General features: G+C 40.1%; 15 protein-coding genes. 10 read left to right on the plus strand and 5 right to left on the minus strand.

The annotated features are described in order from the left end of the window. Nucleotides 1-171: 171 nt before the first annotated feature. Nucleotides 172-651 carry a DUF1036 domain-containing protein gene (locus tag M23134_RS30885; RefSeq protein ID WP_002703319.1) on the minus strand — a complete coding sequence of 160 codons (480 nt, stop codon included), beginning with the start codon at nucleotides 649-651 and terminating at the stop codon, nucleotides 172-174. A gap of 733 nt (nucleotides 652-1,384) precedes the next feature. Continuing rightward, nucleotides 1,385-2,137, minus strand: a complete 753-nt coding sequence (locus tag M23134_RS30890; RefSeq protein ID WP_002703322.1) for a hypothetical protein — start codon at nucleotides 2,135-2,137, stop codon at nucleotides 1,385-1,387. A gap of 64 nt (nucleotides 2,138-2,201) precedes the next feature. On the opposite strand from M23134_RS30890, the gene M23134_RS30895 reads away from it, so the two are divergent. Then, a complete protein-coding gene (locus M23134_RS30895) occupies nucleotides 2,202-3,134 on the plus strand; it encodes a polysaccharide deacetylase family protein (protein ID WP_002703324.1) in 933 nt (310 codons plus the stop codon). Here the strand turns inward: M23134_RS30895 and M23134_RS30900 are convergent. Then, nucleotides 3,131-3,409 carry a hypothetical protein gene (locus tag M23134_RS30900; RefSeq protein WP_002703326.1) on the minus strand — a complete coding sequence of 93 codons (279 nt, stop codon included), beginning with the start codon at nucleotides 3,407-3,409 and terminating at the stop codon, nucleotides 3,131-3,133. The genes M23134_RS30895 and M23134_RS30900 overlap by 4 nt on opposite strands. A 307-nt stretch (nucleotides 3,410-3,716) precedes the next feature. Between M23134_RS30900 and M23134_RS30905 the strand changes: the two genes are divergently transcribed. From M23134_RS30905 to M23134_RS30915, 3 genes are all read left to right on the plus strand, one after another. Next, nucleotides 3,717-4,064 carry a 5-carboxymethyl-2-hydroxymuconate Delta-isomerase gene (locus M23134_RS30905; RefSeq protein ID WP_002703328.1) on the plus strand — a complete coding sequence of 116 codons (348 nt, stop codon included), beginning with the start codon at nucleotides 3,717-3,719 and terminating at the stop codon, nucleotides 4,062-4,064. A gap of 89 nt (nucleotides 4,065-4,153) precedes the next feature. Further along, on the plus strand, nucleotides 4,154-4,723 hold the full coding sequence (locus M23134_RS30910) for a hypothetical protein (protein ID WP_157558735.1): 570 nt from the start codon (nucleotides 4,154-4,156) through the stop codon (nucleotides 4,721-4,723). Nucleotides 4,724-4,921: 198 nt separating this feature from the next. Beyond that, nucleotides 4,922-7,507 carry a leucine-rich repeat domain-containing protein gene (locus tag M23134_RS30915; protein ID WP_002703334.1) on the plus strand — a complete coding sequence of 862 codons (2,586 nt, stop codon included), beginning with the start codon at nucleotides 4,922-4,924 and terminating at the stop codon, nucleotides 7,505-7,507. Here M23134_RS30915 and M23134_RS41495 read toward each other — a convergent pair. Beyond that, nucleotides 7,504-7,665 (minus strand): hypothetical protein, encoded by a 162-nt coding sequence (locus M23134_RS41495; RefSeq protein WP_002703337.1) that lies wholly within the window; start codon nucleotides 7,663-7,665, stop codon nucleotides 7,504-7,506. The two genes, M23134_RS30915 and M23134_RS41495, sit on opposite strands and share 4 nt — an antisense overlap. A gap of 450 nt (nucleotides 7,666-8,115) precedes the next feature. On the opposite strand from M23134_RS41495, the gene M23134_RS30925 reads away from it, so the two are divergent. From M23134_RS30925 to M23134_RS30950, 6 genes are all read left to right on the plus strand, one after another. Beyond that, entirely contained in the window at nucleotides 8,116-10,941 is a 2,826-nt protein-coding gene (locus M23134_RS30925; protein WP_002703340.1) for a TonB-dependent receptor, read from the plus strand. Between the two features lie 106 nt (nucleotides 10,942-11,047). Further along, nucleotides 11,048-12,385, plus strand: coding sequence for an SGNH/GDSL hydrolase family protein (locus tag M23134_RS30930; protein WP_045114680.1), 1,338 nt, complete (start codon nucleotides 11,048-11,050; stop codon nucleotides 12,383-12,385). A 503-nt stretch (nucleotides 12,386-12,888) separates the two neighbouring features. Next, nucleotides 12,889-13,665 (plus strand): Rossmann-like and DUF2520 domain-containing protein, encoded by a 777-nt coding sequence (locus M23134_RS30935; protein WP_002703343.1) that lies wholly within the window; start codon nucleotides 12,889-12,891, stop codon nucleotides 13,663-13,665. Between the two features lie 11 nt (nucleotides 13,666-13,676). Next, the gene (locus tag M23134_RS30940) at nucleotides 13,677-14,174 is read left to right on the plus strand and encodes a lipocalin-like domain-containing protein (RefSeq protein ID WP_045114681.1); all 498 of its coding nucleotides are present in this window, start codon (nucleotides 13,677-13,679) and stop codon (nucleotides 14,172-14,174) included. A gap of 605 nt (nucleotides 14,175-14,779) precedes the next feature. Next, nucleotides 14,780-16,945, plus strand: coding sequence for a sensor histidine kinase (locus M23134_RS30945; RefSeq protein ID WP_002703347.1), 2,166 nt, complete (start codon nucleotides 14,780-14,782; stop codon nucleotides 16,943-16,945). 341 nt (nucleotides 16,946-17,286) lie between these two features. Beyond that, on the plus strand, nucleotides 17,287-17,988 hold the full coding sequence (locus M23134_RS30950; RefSeq protein ID WP_002703351.1) for a LytR/AlgR family response regulator transcription factor: 702 nt from the start codon (nucleotides 17,287-17,289) through the stop codon (nucleotides 17,986-17,988). A 117-nt stretch (nucleotides 17,989-18,105) separates the two neighbouring features. Here M23134_RS30950 and M23134_RS30955 read toward each other — a convergent pair. Next, nucleotides 18,106-18,991: hypothetical protein (locus M23134_RS30955; protein ID WP_045114682.1), on the minus strand; the 886-nt coding region annotated here is incomplete at its 5' end.

Here is an 18,991-nt window from a genome sequence, read left to right on the forward strand (position 1 = left end):
TCTCTATATTTTGTTTACTCATGAACTAGTAGTAAACGTTTTAAATATTATACAAACCCCGGTTGTGGTTATATTTTTCAAGTATTTAGGTATTGGCAAAGTTAGCATAATATACCACATTTCCTCGTGTGAGTTTATGAATTGCCATCATGAGTTTACCAACTGCAATTATTACTTAATAGTGATCATTCTGGATTCGGGAATTTTATCAAATTTATACTTAGTATATTTGTCGCCTTCTTTTTTATACCTGCCTACTGCTGCCCGTCTTATATTGAAAGCTTTGATGGGGTGTACATAAAATTCTTTTTCGCTGCCATATGATACATCGTTTTTGCCTACTTGGTGGGCGTGGTAGTAAAACTTTTTTCCAGATACATTGAGCCATATAGACTTGCCTTGCTTTACCTTATACCAGCCTTTGCTATAAAAACAGCGTCCGCCCATAGTGCGGGGGTCGTTGTCGTAGTAGGCAACTGCCACATACATGTCTTTTTCCGATTTGTTTTTGAAAGTTACTTTATAGGTTTTGCCTTTGAGACTACCACTGGTAGTTTGTTGTATTATCTTGCCCCCCTTTTTTTGTGCTTGGGCGGCAAACACTGCCCACGAAAAAAATAGTAGTAGGAATAGTGTTTTTTTAGTTTTCATAATTGTCAATGTTTAGAGTAAAGAAATGTTTGAAAATAAAGAAGCGTCAAGGAAAAAGGCCACCTTTAAGCTTGAAAGTTACTTTTGTCCATTCCTTAGAGAGTGACTGTAAATAATTACTTTTGTACAATGAAAAAAACAGTGGTGAGTAGCCCCGAAAGGGATAGTTTTCAAGTCTTTAGATATCGATGTATATCAGTGCAACACCCTGCGCTACAAGCAGCCATGATATAGTACGTTGATTTTTAATGCTTTATAAAATTCGTAGATGGACGTAAAATGAACTATTTGCTACTCATTGGTAAAAGCTTAGGAATGGTGTAAAAATAAAGTTCTATAGTAACGCCAAAATATTTTGTTGGCAGGAGAGGCAGGGCAACATCCAGTGGATATTGAGCCAGCCCTGCGGGACGGCGGCATAGCAGCGCTACGTCAAGTTTTTTTAACGAATTCTGTCAGCGAAAGATGACGTTAAAAATGTAAATTTATTTTGGTACTATTCCTAAGACAAGTCAAGTAATACACCGTATACGAATTGACCCCTTGGGGGAGTGAAAAATTGGTTGAATTTTTTTGAATAAAGTACTTATTTTAGTGATTGAGTAGTAATAAATGGTTAGCCATAAGCTATTAAGTGTTCTTAAGCCACTCATAATAAATTAATTACATATAGCAATTAGATGTATTTAATTGTGACTCAGCACTTAATTAAAAAGAACTGTTACTAAGCAGATCACCAATCTTCGTCATTGTCTTGGGGCAGTAGCCCTTCAAAAAATGCTTCAAGGTCAATTTCCTGGAAAATGTGCACAAATCCCTGATGAGCAAATCGATTGATGCGGAGCAACTCCTCATAAGTAGGTATGTGTACATCTTTGGGTACTTTACGCAAGCGAGGGTCGGTTTTGTCAAAGGGGCTGTTTACCTTAGAATCAAACAACATGTTCCAGAGAGTAACGGAGGCAGCGTAAATAATTCGTTCGGCATCATCTGTCACTTCCCAGTCGGTTATTTTTTGATTAATATCTTCAAAAAAATCTACAGTATTTTGCAGACGTACCCTTGAGCCGTATTTAGATTTGCCTTTGGTTTTGAGGTGGTTACCCTGAAACTTTCCTTGTTTTTTGCGGACCATGTATTTACGTATGACCTTATGATTGGTCATTTCGCCTTCTTCAAAGTACCCCAGGGCGGCATTGCCTGCCTGAATGAGCAACATCAAATAGTTGGGAATGGTTGTAGATACTTTCTCGAAATAAGTTTGGGGTGTTTCTGCTTCACCCAGCGTGTTTTCGTTAATCGCTGGATAAGGCAAAGGAAAACGAAACTCAAAAATGGGGTCAAAGTGATTGTCTAGGGCCATCAATGCATTTTTTTTGACATTTAATTGCAGGTTTAAATCATCTCTTTCTGTGAGCAGGTAGTCAAAAAACTGGTACGCCTGATCATAATTTAGTTGGTGGGGTTTGTCGTTGGTGAGTTCCATGAATACTACTTGATTTTTTTAATGATTGATTTATACGATCTTCACGAGGATAAAATTTTAAAAAATGAAAAAACTTTTGATACTAATGATGGCTAGTTTGATTGCGTGTCCAGGCATATTGGCTCAACTCCAGGTGGCCATTACAATAGATGATGTGCCCAATACCAAAGCCTACAATGCTTCGCTGACGTTGGTACGGCAATTAGACCAGAAGAAAGTACCCACAGCTATTTTTATCAACGAAAGTAAGCTTCAGTTTTCCAAAAATCAAGGCTTTTTTGCCAATGTAGGCTTGCTTATGCACTGGGGCAATCCACCTTACAATACTTTGGGCAACCATACCTATAGTCATTTGCGGTATTCGGCAGTGGGGTACCAGGCGTTTACCCAAGACTTGGTAAAAGGGGAAGAGTTTACTGAGAAACTTGCCAAAAAATACCACAAAAAATTGCGTTATTTTCGGTTTCCTTACAACGACTTAGGCAAAGACTCTAGCCAACACCACCAAATTGTACATTACCTGCAAGCCAATAACTATATATTGACTCCTTTTACTGTAGAAAGTTCCGACTGGATGTTTAATTATTTGTATGAACACTACCAAAAACAGGGCAAGCCCAAAGAAGCTCAACGCATAGGCAATTTGTATATACAAAAGACCCTGGAGTATTTTACTTTTTTTGAAAAAATGGCCATGGCTCAATACAAACGTCCGGTGCGTCATATTTACTTGTGTCATGACAATCCCCTCAACGCCGATTACATAGGCTTATTATTGAGCAAGTTGCGGCAACGTAAGTACAGTTTTATTAGTTTGACCAAGGCAATGCAAGACCCTGTTTACCAACAAACTGATGTTTACTACAAAAAATGGGGAGTGTCTTGGATGTACCGCTGGATGAAAGATGGCAAAGCACGTAGTCAATTGATGAAAACCGAACCTGATATAATGTCAGTGTACCAAGAATACCAAAAAGTACTTAAGGCAAAGCATTAGTCGGCAAGCAGTGATAAAATAAACCCCAAAAATATCACTGTGCCCCATATTGCCAAATATACTGTCCAAATATTTACTTTTTGGGGAGGGGTGTTTACAGGTATGGTTGGTACCGAACCATCGATAGGCGGTTTAGTAGCATTCTCTTGTTGTTTGGCTTTAGACCTGGCCAATAGCTGATGATAGTTTCGCCAAAAAACTGTAGCCTGAGAACGGGTGAAACCTTGCCAGAGTTTGAGTGCCTGGCCTTCTATATTTTGAGAGGAATCTTGCATTTGTGTTACATTATTTCAGTGAGAGTTTGGCGGTAAGCTTCTTACGGTTAAAGCGTTCGTGTTTTTTGCCCGTTTGATCAAGCAACCTTAAGCTTTTCAAAAACAAATCTTCCTCTTGTACAGAAAATTTATTCCAGAGTTTATGCGCCTTATTTTCTGATTTGTTACTCTTTTGCGTAAAGCAAGAGAATTGAAACTTGCCAGGAGTGTAAGCTTTGGTTTATATTGAAAATGAATTTTGGATACAAAACCAAGCTAAAAACTACCAACTAAAAGCCTACATTTGTATTCAACTAATTAAAAAAATATGCCACATTTTGTGATTGAATGCAATCAAAGCATTATAGAAAGAAAAAAGCCCGAAGAGGTAGTCCAAGCCGTTTTTGATGTTGCTAATGCCAGCGGCTTGTTCGATGTACAGAATATTAAAGTAAGGCTCAACCCTTATCAGTATTATCTAACTGCCAACACTCAGGCAGACTTTATCCATGTATTTGCCCGTATTATGGAGGGGCGAACCACTGAAATGAAAAGTATATTGGCTAAAAAAATAACTGCCTGCCTGGTAGAAATGTTCCCCAATGTAGCGTCTGTCTCGGTAGATGTAAGCGATTTGGAGAAGGCAACTTATTGTAATAAACGCATGCTTTCATGAGGTGGATTCCTTACCTTAGCTAAGGGTGACCTAACCGTTGGACTGCTTGCCCTCGTTTATAAAGAGATAAATTAATGGCCTAAAAAGATATGAAACAGATTACATACTTAATGATATGCCTATGGGCAGGGTGTGCCCTGATGTCGTGTAATAGCAATGCTCCCGAAAAACTGGACAAAGAAGATTTTACTCTGGTAAAAATACCAGGTAAATATAGTATACAAATACCCAAGTATATGAAACGATCCATTGGACTCAATCAATATGCATCGTTGCAATACCAAAATACTACCAAAGGGATGTATGTGATTGTGATAGACGAAGATACTACAGCAAAAAAGATATTGTCAAAAGCAATGGAGTTGAGCGGAGGATCGGTATTGAGCTATTACCGCAAACAAAAAATGGAACAGTTGGGGCAAGACCTGAAAATAAGCAAAAAGCATGACGGTAAGCTGATAAAAATAAATGGCTTAGAGGCAGAAACAGTAAACATAGATGCCAGTACTAAAGAAATAGAGACAGATGTAGCTTATTTTTTCACTTTTATAGAAGGTAAAAAAAGCTTGTATATGTTGATGGGCTGGACGATGGCAAGCCAGCGGAAAAAATATCAAGGTACTTTTGGTCAGGTAGCCAAATCATTTCAGGAACTGTAGTTGTTTTGCGCCTGGTTTTTGAAAATTAAAAGCAAGCCTTGGTACCTGAACCAAGGCTTTTTTATTAGGTTGCAAATACAAAGTGGGTTTGCTATATTTAATCAAGAAATATGATTGCAGGTGTCGTTCATCACGACAATGTATTCATTCTTAGTTGCTTGCCAGCCAACACCTTTATTAAATCAACCATTTGTGAGAATGAAAAGATACCTGGATTTTGAAGCAGCTCTGAAAGAGGCTGCCATAGTGCAAGACTTGTTTTATGGGCATAAAAAGCTCAAGACATTGGATGATAGGGTGGGAGACTTTCCTGGTTTGCTTAAACTGGGCATTAACCACAATCGCCTCAAAACCTTGCCTGCCTCTTTTGCCCGGCTCGATAAACTTGAATATCTTGACATTAACAAAAACTATTTTGTTGACCTGCCCGATGTATTGTTTGAAAACAAAAGTCTTAAGGTACTCATTGCCAAGCATAACCGCATCAAAGTAGTGTCGCCCAGAATAGCCGAATGGCAGGCGCTCGAAAAGCTCGATTTACGAGATAACTTACTTAAGAAACTGCCCGAAGCATTGGGGACTTTGCCTTGCCTCAAAGAAGTGGTTTTGCAAAAAAACTTTGGTTTAGATTTGGAGCAAGCAATAGAGGTATTGTGCCAACTGCCCCAAGGTTTGCACTTAAGTCTGAACGACTGTAACCTAAGAAAGCTCCCAGCTAATTTTACCAAATTACAAAATGTAACCTCGCTTGATATTTCAGCTAACTTTGACCTGGATTTGGGGCATACGATCAAACAGCTCACTAAGTTGAAAAATCTTGAGTGTTTGTATTTTTGTCATCCTATGGAAGCTGACGAAAAACTACCCACACGTTTTACCCGGCTCAAACACCTTAAAGTGCTACATTTGTTTCCAAGTGCCAATATTGCCGATATTTTGCCTGAGTTTACCCAGTTGACCGTACTTGATATGGCGCGTTGGGGCTGGTTTGACAACGCCCCTGACACGTTGCCTGAATGGATGTTGGCATTGGATAAACTGGAGTACTTGAGTTTGCACGAAAACAGGTTTACCTATTTGACACCCGGTATTGCCCGTCTGCATCGTTTGCGTTGCCTCGATTTAGACGGTAACCTGATGAAAGACATGCCCCCTGGACTTGCCGATATTTTTCATCAGTTAGATACGTTAGTTTTCACAAAGAATACTTCTCCTTATACTAAAAAGCAAGCCTTCTTTCTTCAAGAGTTGCAAGCCCTAAAGCAGCAATTATCGCCTGATACAATAAAAATAGCTTTTTACCTTTACCAAAACCATTGGCAGCAAGCCCAGGAAATGTGCCACAATGTGTATGATCTTATACCTTTACTGGAGCTTAAAACTACACATGTGGTAAAATATACCCTGACTTTGATAGAGCAATACATTGTGACACAGCGCCAAGTGCCAATTACTGCCGAAAGTGTGCTTTTTTTGGCGGGTAAAGCTACCCAGTACGAGGTCAAGGAAGTGAAAAGGGTGCTCAAAACACAACAAGTAAAAATAAGTGCCACGTTGCATGCCCAAGTTACCCATGTGGTATTGGCACCAGGATTTAAAGACAAAGAAGCCTTGTTGCAGCAGCATCTAAATAGGTATCCACAGACACAGTGTTTTACCGAAGGCTTGCTGAAGCAATGGTATCAGCAGCAAATGGTGAGCTTGCCCCTGATGTCTGACAAGAACCTTGAAAAAATCACGCATTTATTGCTCAGTAGCGATACCAGAAATATAATGTTGGGTCTTTCGTTGATGCAAAATTTTGTAATACCCCCAGCGCTGTATAGCAACCTGGCAGCCCTCTACTTGTACACAGAACACGACAAGGCGTTGCATAAGTTGGTCAAAAAACTGTTTGCCCAATACTTGCCTGCTTTGCTACAGGCGTTGGTGTTGGGGTATGCCAGCAGTGCTTCTGCTTTTGATCAGGCTCGCATCCAACAAATTGGACAAGTGTATGCGTCATTTTCTGTTGAGCGCTTTATAGACCACGCTTTTGCTTGTAAAGAATATGGCAAAGAGAAGATATTTGAACAAGGAGGACGTTTTTTTGCCAGGGTGATAGAGTGCCTGACAACGAAAGAATACAAAAACAATCAGGCGATTCCTTGGCTTACGGTTAATTTTGAAGTGGCTAAAGTGGCTGACCAAATCAAAGACATTGCCCATATCCAGCGACTTAAGTTTGAAACATTCAACAATCAGGCAGCGCGTTCGTTGCTTATTCCAACGGGCATAGAGCGCCTGCCTAATCTTACCCACCTGTATTTTACTTATTGGTACAGCCCGCAAATACCTCAACGATTGACCCAGTTCAGGCAACTGGAAGAGTTAAGTATGAACTTTCACCAATTGACAGCCATACCAGCGCATATCAGTAAGTTTACAAAGTTGCGTGTGTTGATATTGTCACATGGGCAAATCAACCAGATTGCGCCAAGTATTACTCAACTGGGTCGGTTAGAGAAGCTGGATTTGATGGATAATAAGTTGACTGAAGTGCCTGGCTTTATTGGACAAATGACTTCGCTTGAATCACTTATTCTAAGAGATAATCAGCTCACCACCCTACCACCCGAAATAGGGCAACTCACTCAGTTGCGTGTATTGAATCTGGGCAATAATCCGTTGACTGCGTTGCCCGAAGAATTGACACGTCTTACCAATCTCATTTATGTAAATGTGTCGGATAAAACACTTGCCAGGCAAGTGAAAAAATGGTTGCCCAACTGTAGGGTAAACTAAGTAGCAGGGCAATTTAAACGATATTTTTGATCAATGGTTTGAAAAAATGGGCTTATTTTCTCTTTTGGAGTAAATGGTTTTAATTGATATAAAACCTTACATCCTGTTTTTCCTTGTTCAAGAGGGAGGGCTTTGGGGTGGAGCAGCAGTTTTTTCATTGATTTTGCTCAAACTATATAAGTTTCCACAAAGTACCTGTACTTATAAGTTTGTCTGTAGTGTGGATGGTTACGATGCGACCTCAGACGTAAGTTTATATGGGTTTTGGTTTGATTTTCAGGGTTTTTTCGGAACCAGCAGCCCTTCATTCCTTTTGGGTGACTCACCCAATCAACCAAGTAAATATAGTGTACATTGCTATGAGTTGTAACTAACTGTTAGTCAGTTTTTTATGCTACATTCAATTTGTTACTTTATGAACTTTTACATAACTGCTAAAATCATTACATTGTTATGGAAGTGATAAACAGATTGAAAAAAACACAATTTTAAATATTCACATAAATTATGTAATCTTTTGACCATATATGTTATTATACTATATTTGAAATTAGGAATAGTACAAAATTTTACAATTTATACACAAAAACAAATTAAATTTTTAGTTTATGATGAAACATTTACGTAAACTTCTGTTTTCTATTTTTGTTTGCCTGTTATCTATTGCTTATGCCCAGGCACAAGTAACTTTGTCGGGGGTAGTAAAAGATAACAAGACCGGAGAAGGTCTGGTTGGGGTAAACATTGTTGTAGATGGAACAGTACAAGGAACCACCACCAGGGCAGATGGTTCTTTTAGTATGTCTGTAAGCCAACCAACACCTTTTAAACTCAAAATTTCTTACATAGGTTATGCTAGTCAAACTGTTGATATTACCGGAAGTAATAGTAACATTCAGGTAAGTCTCAAAGAAAGTAACAGTCTTATTGGAGAAGTAGTTGTATCTGCCTCAAGGGTGGAGGAAAAAATTCTGGAGTCTCCGGTAACGATTGAAAAGATGGACATCATTGCCATTAAAAATACGGCGGCACCTGATTTTTATGATGGACTTGCCAACCTCAAAGGAGTACACATAAATAAGGGTAGTATGAACTTCGCTTCAATTAATACCCGTGGTTTTGCTACTATATCCAATGTGCGTATGGTACAGTTGATGGATGGAATGGACAATGCTGCGCCTTTGTTAAACTTCCCTACGGGTAATGTGGTAGGTATCTCGGAGCTAGACATGGAAAGCATGGAACTGGTACCAGGTGCTGCTTCGGCATTGTATGGTCCCAATGCCTTTAATGGAATTTTGATGATGAATAGTAAAAGCCCTTTTGAATACCAAGGCCTTAGTGTATTGGTAAAAGGAGGGGTGGCCACTTCAAACACTGCCAAAGACGGTGCTACTGCTTATGGCAATCAGCCATTATATAACACTTCTATCCGTTATGCCAAATCTTTCCTTAAAGACAAGCTTGCTTTTAAGGTAAACTTCTCTTTGTCTCAGGCACAAGATTGGCGGTCTAACGATTATGTAACGCACCGTACCGATGTAACTACGCTAAGAAATGAAACCCAGCCTACCATTGGTGATCCTTCCTTTGATGGTTTGAACAGCTACGGAGACGAAGTGCCTATTGTAGCTCCTTTTGGAACAGCTTCGTTTGCCAATACAGTGGCATTGGGTGTTATTAACAACCCTGCTTTTGCCGCTACTTTGGCAAGTCAGTTTGGAGGCAATACCGCACTGGCACAAGGGGTGGTAGCCAATGGTCTGCAGTCTTTAGGAACGGTACCATTGCGAAGGTTAGGCTACAAAGAAGAAGAAATGTTAGAGTCTTTTGATGCCCGCAGTATGAAAATTAGCGCAGCTTTGCATTATCGTATCACACCTAAGATAGAAGCCAGTTTCAGTTTCCGTCGTGGTTCTGGTTCTTCGGTATACCAGGGAGGTGAGCGTTATGCTTTGAGAGACTTTACTCAAACTTATTACAAGGCAGAGGTAAAAGGGGCTAACTTTTTTGCCAGAGCGTATATGTCTGAAACCGATGACGGAGATTCTTACAATATGACGGCTATGGGTCTTTTGACTACTTCTACGCTTGCACCTACTTATATTGGTACTTATGCCAGTGCTTTATTGCCTACTTTATTGGCAGGCAATACGCCTACCGCTGAACAGGTTGCTGCAGCACAAACTGCTGCTTATGCTGCCGTACAACCGGGTACAAGCAACGGTTTGGCAGAGTCTACTTTGAAAACAGTAAGAGAGGGTGTTTTTCAGAGAGGGGGCGCTGGGTTTATAGATAATTCCCGCCTTTACCATGCAGAGTTCAATTATAACTTTAGCGATATGATTGATTTTGCCGAGATTCAGGTAGGGGGTAACTACCGTCAGTACGACTTGTTTTCTGATGGGACTGTATTTAACGAAAACCGAGGGAATGGCACTTTTGAACGGATTAAAATTGGTGAATTTGGTGTATATACTCAGGTTTCTAAAAAACTGTTGAAAGATCGCTTAAAAATAACTGCTTCTATTCGTTTTGATAAAAACGAAAACTTTGACGGGCAAATCACGCCACGTGCTTCTTTGGTATATTCGGCGGGTAAAGAACGTGAGCATAACTTCAGAGCTTCATTCCAGACTGGTTTCCGTAACCCTGACACTCAGGCACAATTTATTTACTTCCCAAGTACTTCAGGTATTTTATTGGGTAGTACCAAAGCCAACGCCGAACAGTATGGTTTGTTTCAGGGAGGCGCCACAGATAGTAAAGGCAATACTGTAAACCTTGAGTTTATCCAACCAGAGCAACTGACCGCTTTTGAAGTAGGGTACAAAGGATTGATTGCCAATAAGGTATTGATTGATATCAATGGATACTTTAACCAATACAACAATTTTATGGACCAGCAGACAGTGTTTGCCAAAAATGCAGGTACTGCCCCTACCGGAAGCTGGGCAGCCGGAACTGCTTTCCGTCCTTATATCAACTCTAAAGTACCAGTAAACTCACAGGGTCTGGGAATTGGCGTAAGCTACAAATTGCCCAAAAACTTTATTGTAACGGGTAACTATAGCGCAGCGCTTTTCAGTGCTGATATTGATCCGGACGACGAATTTCAGATTGCGTTTAACACGCCAGGCGATCGTTACAAACTGGGTCTCATCAACCGTGGTGGACTGATTAAAAACTTAGGTTTTTCTATCAACTACCGTTGGCAAGACCGTTTCTTGTGGAGATCTGCCTTTGGTCACGGGTATATACCTGCTTATGGAGTGTTAGATGCTCAGGTAAACTACAAAATCAAATCTTTGAAGTCTATCGTGAAGTTAGGTGCGTCTAACATTGGCAACAATGATTATCGCACCAGTTTTGGTGCCCCTTTCATTGGTCAAATGTATTATTTGTCTATCACGTTTGATCAGGCGCTTAACTAACATTAAGCTTGCCAAAGGTTGTTTGTGCTTAGTATTGGCAACCTGCTTTTCAATTATTCAGATTCAAAAACATTCAAAATATATTAAGATTAAAACAATGATAGTTATGAGAAAAAACCCTATCATTTTAGTTCTTATCGGACTATTGTTTATAGGCTTTACCTCGTGCAAAGAGGTAACCCCTTCGCCTACTCCTACATTGCCTACTGCAGCATCGGCCGGAACCGCTGATTTTAGCAAATACATAGCGGTGGGTAATTCGCTTACCGCTGGGTTGACCAATGGTGGGTTATACAACGATGGTATGCAATATGCTTTTCCAAACTTGTTGGCAGGGCAGTTTGCCCAGGTAAGTGGCGGTGCTTTTGTACAGCCTACTTTTGGTGCAGGCAAAGAAAATGGCTCAGGCTTTTTGAAACTTACTGATCTAAAGCCTACCATTGTGAACGAAACCAGTAACCTGGCAATCATAGGGGTGGGTGCCGATGGTAAAACCAATTTATTGGAAAAATACACCGGAGACTTGAATAACCTGGGCATACCGGGTATCAAAGTCGCTGAAATTACCACAGCAGGTTATGGCTTTAACAACGCAGCTGGTTTCAACAACTACTTTGAGCGTTTGCTGGGCACCAGCGATGCTACCAGTAATTATGTAGACTTTGTGACAGCTAAGTCTTCAGGGGTGACGTTTTTTAGTTGCTGGATGGGAGGCAACGATGTACTTAGGTATGCAGTAGATGGAGGCGCTGCTCCGGAGTTTATAACCCCTACTGCTATGTTTGAAACAAACTACAAGAGTTTATTAGACAAGTTTGGGAGTGCCAAAGGCATATTGATTACTATTCCTAAGCTTACTTTTGCTGCTCATTTTACTACGGTAACATTAGTGAGCCTACAAGCTGCAGTAAAAGCGGGTGGGGGACCAGACAATGCTGATATTTACATTACTGAAGGCACCGGGGCTACAGTGCGTAAAGCTACTATAGAAGATTTCTTCTTGTTGGGTAAACAAACCAATTATGCTTCTTTGGGTAAGACAGATGCTGGAGCAAACAATGGTTTTCCTTATGGGTTACACCCTAGCAATCCTTTGGGTACTGACCTGGTATTGGATAAAACAGAAGCTGCTGCTTGTAACACTGCTGTTGACGCATACAATGCTATTATCAAAACAGAGGCAGACACCAGAGGCTTGGCCTATTTGGATATTAATGTAACACTGGGGCAAGCTGCCACTGCTGATGGAGTCACACTCAATGGGATTACTTACCGTACAACCTTTATTCAAGGAGGTATTTTTAGTTTAGATGGTATTCATTTGACTCCTGCCGGAAATGCGGTAGCTACCAATGAAATGATCAAGGTGATCAATGCTAAGTATGGTTCTACTATTCCGGAGTTGAACAATACCCTGTACAGCACTTTGATTTTATCTAAGTAAGGAATGGTGAAAAATAACTTTTTTTAAAAACTACCTGGGTTGTCGGTAAATTATCGGCAACCCTTTTTTTATTTTTATACATTTGCAGCCACAAACTAATTGTCCAATGTTTTTGATGCCCATAAAGTCAAACTGCCTATTATTTACTCTATAAAAATATGTTGAAGCTTTAATAAGGTAAGTAATATGAACAACGAAGATGACAGTGAAATGCTATGTAAACTATTAGTTCTCAATATTTTGCTGGTACTCTATTATTTACATATAGCTATCGACTTTTAACTACGCTTTTCATAAATCACTGAAAATCAACGTGATATAAAAGTGTAGTTACTTGTGAACCGAATCTACAGCTTGCTGTGATGAGCTCAACGGAGTTAAACAGGGTCTAGCACCGATATTCATCGGTATCTAAGGACTTGTGGCTTGTCGCTTGAAGCTTGCCCCTGCGGGTGCTATTAACAAATACTATCTTGACTTGACATTTATAATAAGTTTATTGTATGAATATTTTGATGATTGGCGCAGGAAATGTTGCCTGGCACCTGGCCACTGCGCTTGAGCAAAAAGGAAATCACATCAGTGTAGTCTATAGCCGTCACCTTGACAATGCCCAATTGCTGGCCCAGCAGCTCAACAATGCACTTGCTACCAACCATACCAATTTTAGCGAGGTAGGGGCTGACCTGGCCATTGTCGCGGTCAAAGATGATGCTATAGCTCCACTGGTAGCCCAAATGCAGTTGCCCCCTCAAACAATTATTGCGCATACGTCAGGCAATACTCCCTTACAAGTGTTTGAACACCTCAATGGTAACAACGATTTTGGAGTTTTTTACCCCTTACAAACATTTAGCAAAAACTCTCCAGTAGACTTTACTGCCATTCCGTTTTGCATAGAAGGCATCAATGCCAATACTGAAACTATTTTGTTTGACCTGGCAAGCCAGCTTAGCCCCAACATACATTCTATCAATAGTTTTGAGCGCAAGGTGTTGCATGTAGCTGCCGTGATTGCCTGCAACTTTACCAACCACTTATTTGCTCAGTCGGCGCATATCTTACAGCGCGAAGACATTTCATTTGATCTGCTGAAGCCTTTGATTCAGGAAACCATTCAAAAAGCCTTAAACAATGATCCTCGTGAGACACAAACTGGTCCCGCAGTACGTAATGACACCAAGGTCATTCAAGACCATTTGCAATACCTTAAGAATAACCCGTCGGCAAATGCGTTGTATACCAGCCTTACCGACAGCATTTTGCAGTGGTACACTTAAAAACTAAAGGAATGAAGCATATTTTTAAAATATTTGTATTGATAAGTTTGATTGTGGTAGGCGTGAGTTGCAAAAAGAAAGACGAAGCGGCTCCAGTAAGGGATCAATTGATAGGTAAATGGCAAGGTGAGACTGCTACCCCAAGCGTGAGTGCTTTTGGCATAGACTTGTCTGAAGTAAACCAACCTTTTAAGATAGATTCAGTCACGATAGACCTCATGGCAGATGGTTCTTTTAGTAGTACTACTGGTTCGCAAACCGTCAATGGTACCTGGTCATTGCAAAGCAACGATACTCAAATAAAACTAGACGGTTTTACCTTTACCTTACCCAATATTGGCAACTTTCCATTGACTGGGGTGAAAATTCCAGATACTTATACACTTCAGGAGGTAACTGATAGTCGCCTGGTATTGAAAGCTACCATTAGTCAAAGCATTACCTTGCCTACTATCCCTTTGCCCATTACGGTCACTGGTGACCTAGAGTTGGTGTTTAATAAGAAGTAGGTATCCCCGCTCTCTCTACCAAGTGTGAGATTTTATCCCTTGCGCTGCGATTAGTTATGGGTTTTGCCGTACGCTGATTTTTAACGGTTTATAAAATCAGTGAATGAGCGTGGTTGATGTATCCCATTATTTTGCCTAGGCTGGAATAGTGGGATGATAGTAGGTGGGGTGGTAATAAACTTGAGTAGACAGGGTATTTTTTTTGAAAAATATGAATCGTATGATATTTTGTAAAAAAACGCAGTTTTTTTAGGCATCAAAATACCTGGTAATAGAAGTGACCCTGAAAATTAGTGACTTAAGGGTAAATTCGGTCGTTTTTCGGGTAAATCTGGTCAAATGAAACAGTGGAAATAGTTAGAGGGTTTCTTTGGTAATAATACATCGCAAAATATTTGTTTTATGCAAATTATCTGATTTAGGGCTGTATTTATTACATCTTAGGCGCAAGGGTATATTAGCAAGCGACTGGAATAATGATTAAGTTTATATACCCAATGGTATTCGTAATGGTTTGTCAGGCGTAACTACACAACCATTGCCTTTATCATTCCTTAGAGTTTATCAAACTATACTATACCTATACCACAAGTTTTAAAAGAAAGATGTATACTTCCTACACCAAGGCAAACTTGTCCATTGCTTGGCTGTGCCTTTTATTTACAACCCTTAATTGTTCGCTATTATTTGCCCAAACTACCCCAAAATCGCTCATTCATTTATCGCCAGGCTTTGAGGTGATGGATCTAACGACTGTCCATATCACTTGGTTGCCCGATGCCCGGCACCAACTTACTTTTCAAGATATTTTATCACCTGCCTACCAGCAAAAGTTCAAAAATATTCCGCGTTTGCACTGGGGCTATGACCGACAAACGCATTGGGTAAAAATTTGTCTGCGTCCCAACCAACGCTTGCACCAGGCGCTGGTACTTGAGCTGTTTACCCGTATAGAGCAGGTGACGTTTTTTTATCAACAAAATACAAACAAAACTCCGCAGTGGGCAGCTAAAAAAGCAGGCATAGTAAACGGTGAATTTGATAGAAAATCATTGGTATTGTTTAATACCAACTTACCTTTTGTACTCAACAGCCAGGCAGATATAACCACTATTTACGTAAAACTACACTCTAGCACGACTGCTACCATTTTTCGGTTCAAACTATACGAGGCTGACCACTACAACCACTACCTCATAGAACAAAACATTATCAGTGCTTTGCTATATGGAGCAGTACTGGCACTTATTATTTACAACCTTTTTATATTTTTTGCTTTGCGAGAAGTGACCTACCTGCTATATGTAGTGTTAGAAGTGCTCAATGTTTTGATAATGTTGGTTGTAAGTGGACATTTTGTGTCTATATTTTCCGCTCCAGACTTCTGGTGGTTTTCACTAGACCAACTGTTATTTTTGGTGATTTTTGTAAATAGTATTTTTGCGGTGTACTTTCTTGATACGAGTCAACAATGTATGTTGAGTCATAAGGGAGTTTGGGCAATGGGAGCGGTGGCATTGGGTTTATTTGTGCTTGGGGGGTGGTTTCACTGGATGCCTTTTGCCATGTCTTTTTCGTTTGTTTGTGCTGTATTATTCATAGTCAATGCCATTTATTTGTATTTCAATGGGGTAAAAGTCGCCTATTATTACCTCATTGCCTGGATATTCTACGCAATGGGTTATTGGATTAAAGCTCTTCAGGTGTTTGATTTGATCTCTTCATCTTATTACCTCATACATCAGGCTCCTTCGATTGGCATTGCATTACAGGTATTGTTTTTCTCCTTTGCTTTGGGTGATAAAATCAACCAAATAAAAAAAGACAGGTATGAAGCCCAAGGCAAACTACTGCTGAAAACCCAGGAAAACGAGCAACTCGTGGTGTCGCAAAAAGAAATGCTGGAACAAAAGGTAGCTGAGCGTACCTACCAATTGGAAGAGTCTTACGAAGAAGTGCAACAGCAAAATCAAGCATTACAACTAGCGAGGCAAAAGCTTGAAAAACAACAGCGTTTGATTCAGCAACAAAATCAGGACTTGCAACAAAGCACCCAAAAACTCAAAAAACTGAACCGTACCAAAGACCGTTTTTTTGGTATCATTGCCCACGACTTGCGAGGACCTTTAGCCTCTTTTCAAGAAGTAAATAACCTCATTCATCATTACCTGGATAAAAACAAACCTGAAAGAATAAAAAAGCTGGGGAATCAAATCCACCAATCGGCCAAAAGCTTGAACAACTTGCTCAATAACTTATTAAACTGGGCGCTTGTTCAGCAAAAGCTCATTTCTTATAACCCTGAGTTACTCGACTTAAGGGGAATCGTAGAAGATTGTTTGAATAACTTTAAAACGCTCATCGGTATACACCATATTCACATAAAACTATCTTTAGGCAATGATGGGCAGGTGTGGGCAGATAAACCCTCTACCTCTAGCATGGTGCACAACCTCATCAGCAATGCGGTTAAGTTTACACCCGACAAAGGCACCATACACATAAGCATAGAGAGCCATCAAGATCAAGTAACCCTGATGATTAAAGATTCGGGTACGGGCATGAATCAGGCAACCCTTGATGAGGCATTGGGGGCTGGTGAAGTACAAAGCCAGCAAGGAGTGAGAGGTGAAAAAGGCAGTGGACTTGGGCTGACCCTTTGTAGGGAATTTGCTCAGTTTAACCAATGCAAACTTACCGCCGAAAGTACCTTGGGTACGGGTACTACATTTTATCTGAGTTTTGTGAAAAATAACGGCTCTTTAGTTTAATCATTACAAGGAAATAGGGGTATGAGCAGTAAGTAATTATCTATAGGTTACAAGTAAGGGTAACTTACTCATAGTATGATAGTTATATTTAACCCTGCCGCAATGCTTATAACAAAATCATTACCTGAGGTTGAGCCAGTATTGAATGAAATGAGTGGACTGAGGGAGCGTTTTTTTTGCTTGTTTCGTATCTTTTTGTATAAGCAGTCAATCATTACGTATTTTTATAAAAACCTGTGAATATATGTTGCGTTCTTCAACTATTGCGAGCATTGTTTTGTGTTTACATCTAAATAAAAAAATAACTCTTTTTGGAGTCTGTTAAAGTAAAATGATAACTTATGAAAGTTTTAATTATTGAGGATGACGATATTTATGCCAGCGCCCTGGAGATAATGATAGAAGATATGGGGTACCAAGTAGCGGGTATAGCTAATAACCCTACTGAAGCATTATGTTTGTTTAGAGCCACTAGTCCCGATTTGGTTTTGATGGATATTCAACTAAGAGGAGGCGGGAGTGGAATAGATACTGCCCGCCAAATGCCATCGGTACCCATTATTTTTGTGACTGCTATGCAAGAAGATGAAGTGTTTGAGCAAGCTGTTCAAACCGATCCTTTTGCGTATATAAACAAGCCCGTAGATCGACTTGCCCTGGAACGAAGCATTAGGTTAGCCATGCATAAATACAAAAATTCTCTTCGGTCGAACGATGGGTCTGCGCTTCACCTAAAGGTGGGAAGGCAAGTCCAAAAAGTGCCTATAGATTATATTTACTACCTAAAAGTAGAAAAAAAGCAAGTCATTATTGCCCTCACAGACCACCAACAAGTAAAAGTGCGTATGCCCTTGAGTAAACTTACCAAACTATTGCCCAAGCAATATTTTATTCAAGTGCATCAATCGTATACAGTAAATATTAGAAGGGTAGATAAAGTAACCGAAAACTATGTGCAGATAGGGGGGGAGCAGATACCGATAAGCCGAAGACTAAAAACGCCACTCATCGATGCCTTGGAAAAACTGAAGTTCAAGTTTTAGTGGGAATTCATCAAGTTTAAGTGAGGCTATCTCATAATATAAAAACGTTTTTCCTTCATAAAATTTGGCAACGTTTGAATTATGAGACAGCCTTGTTATTTGAGTAAACTACTAAGCCTAGCGCTCATCTGTAAATACTACTTGTCCGCCTTTCCAGGTGCCACCACGGCGTCCGGCACCGTAGCCCGTAAGTAATAGCTCTTTATAAGATTGGGCTGTCTTCTTTAACTTAAAGTTATTGAAGCCCACGGCTTTACCATCACCCAGGTTTTTCTTAAACCCGATTTGGGCGGTGTTCCAGTCAAAAATCTTGCGGATGGCATTTTCGTTGGTTTTGTTGCTGCTCCAGTCAATATAAGTTACTGTGAGGTCTTTTTCGTTGTAAGTACCTGGCAACTCGGCTACCATTACTGGCTTACCTTCCAATTCTTTCTCGGCTTTTTTCCAAAACCTTTTTACATTACTTACCACTTGGCTTTTTATCAACTTGTTGATGTCTTTGCCTTTTACCTCTATCAATTTGCCATTTTTAAACAATGACTTTACTATAGGCAAACTGGTGTAAATAGTAAAAAACTCACGGTCTTTGTCTTTGATTGGGAAAGCATCGAAAATGCTTTGAGGGTGTCCTAAAGGATTACCTACTGCTTGTCCCCACTGATTGACCATGTTGCCGTTGCGATCAGTATAAAAATAGTTGGTGCTGAAGTCTGGCCACTGTACTTTTAACTTAGGATAGCGGAAAGACGCTTGGTGAATACCCAGCTCCAGCTCATCTACCTTGTTTGCCCACCATACTCTGGCGCGGCGTTTTTGGGCACGTACCGATATACCAATAGAAGAGTACAATACATAGTTTTGGTTCCATACTTTAGTCTTGATTCTTCTTCTTTTGTCGTGGTATTCGGTGCATTCTACCTTAGGACCAAACACTTTTGTCCAAAGATTCTTTCTCAGGCTAGAGCACATTTTAAACTGAGTAGGGTCTACTCGTTGGTTAGTT

It is taken from the genome of Microscilla marina ATCC 23134, from assembly GCF_000169175.1.
Lineage (GTDB): Bacteria > Bacteroidota > Bacteroidia > Cytophagales > Microscillaceae > Microscilla > Microscilla marina.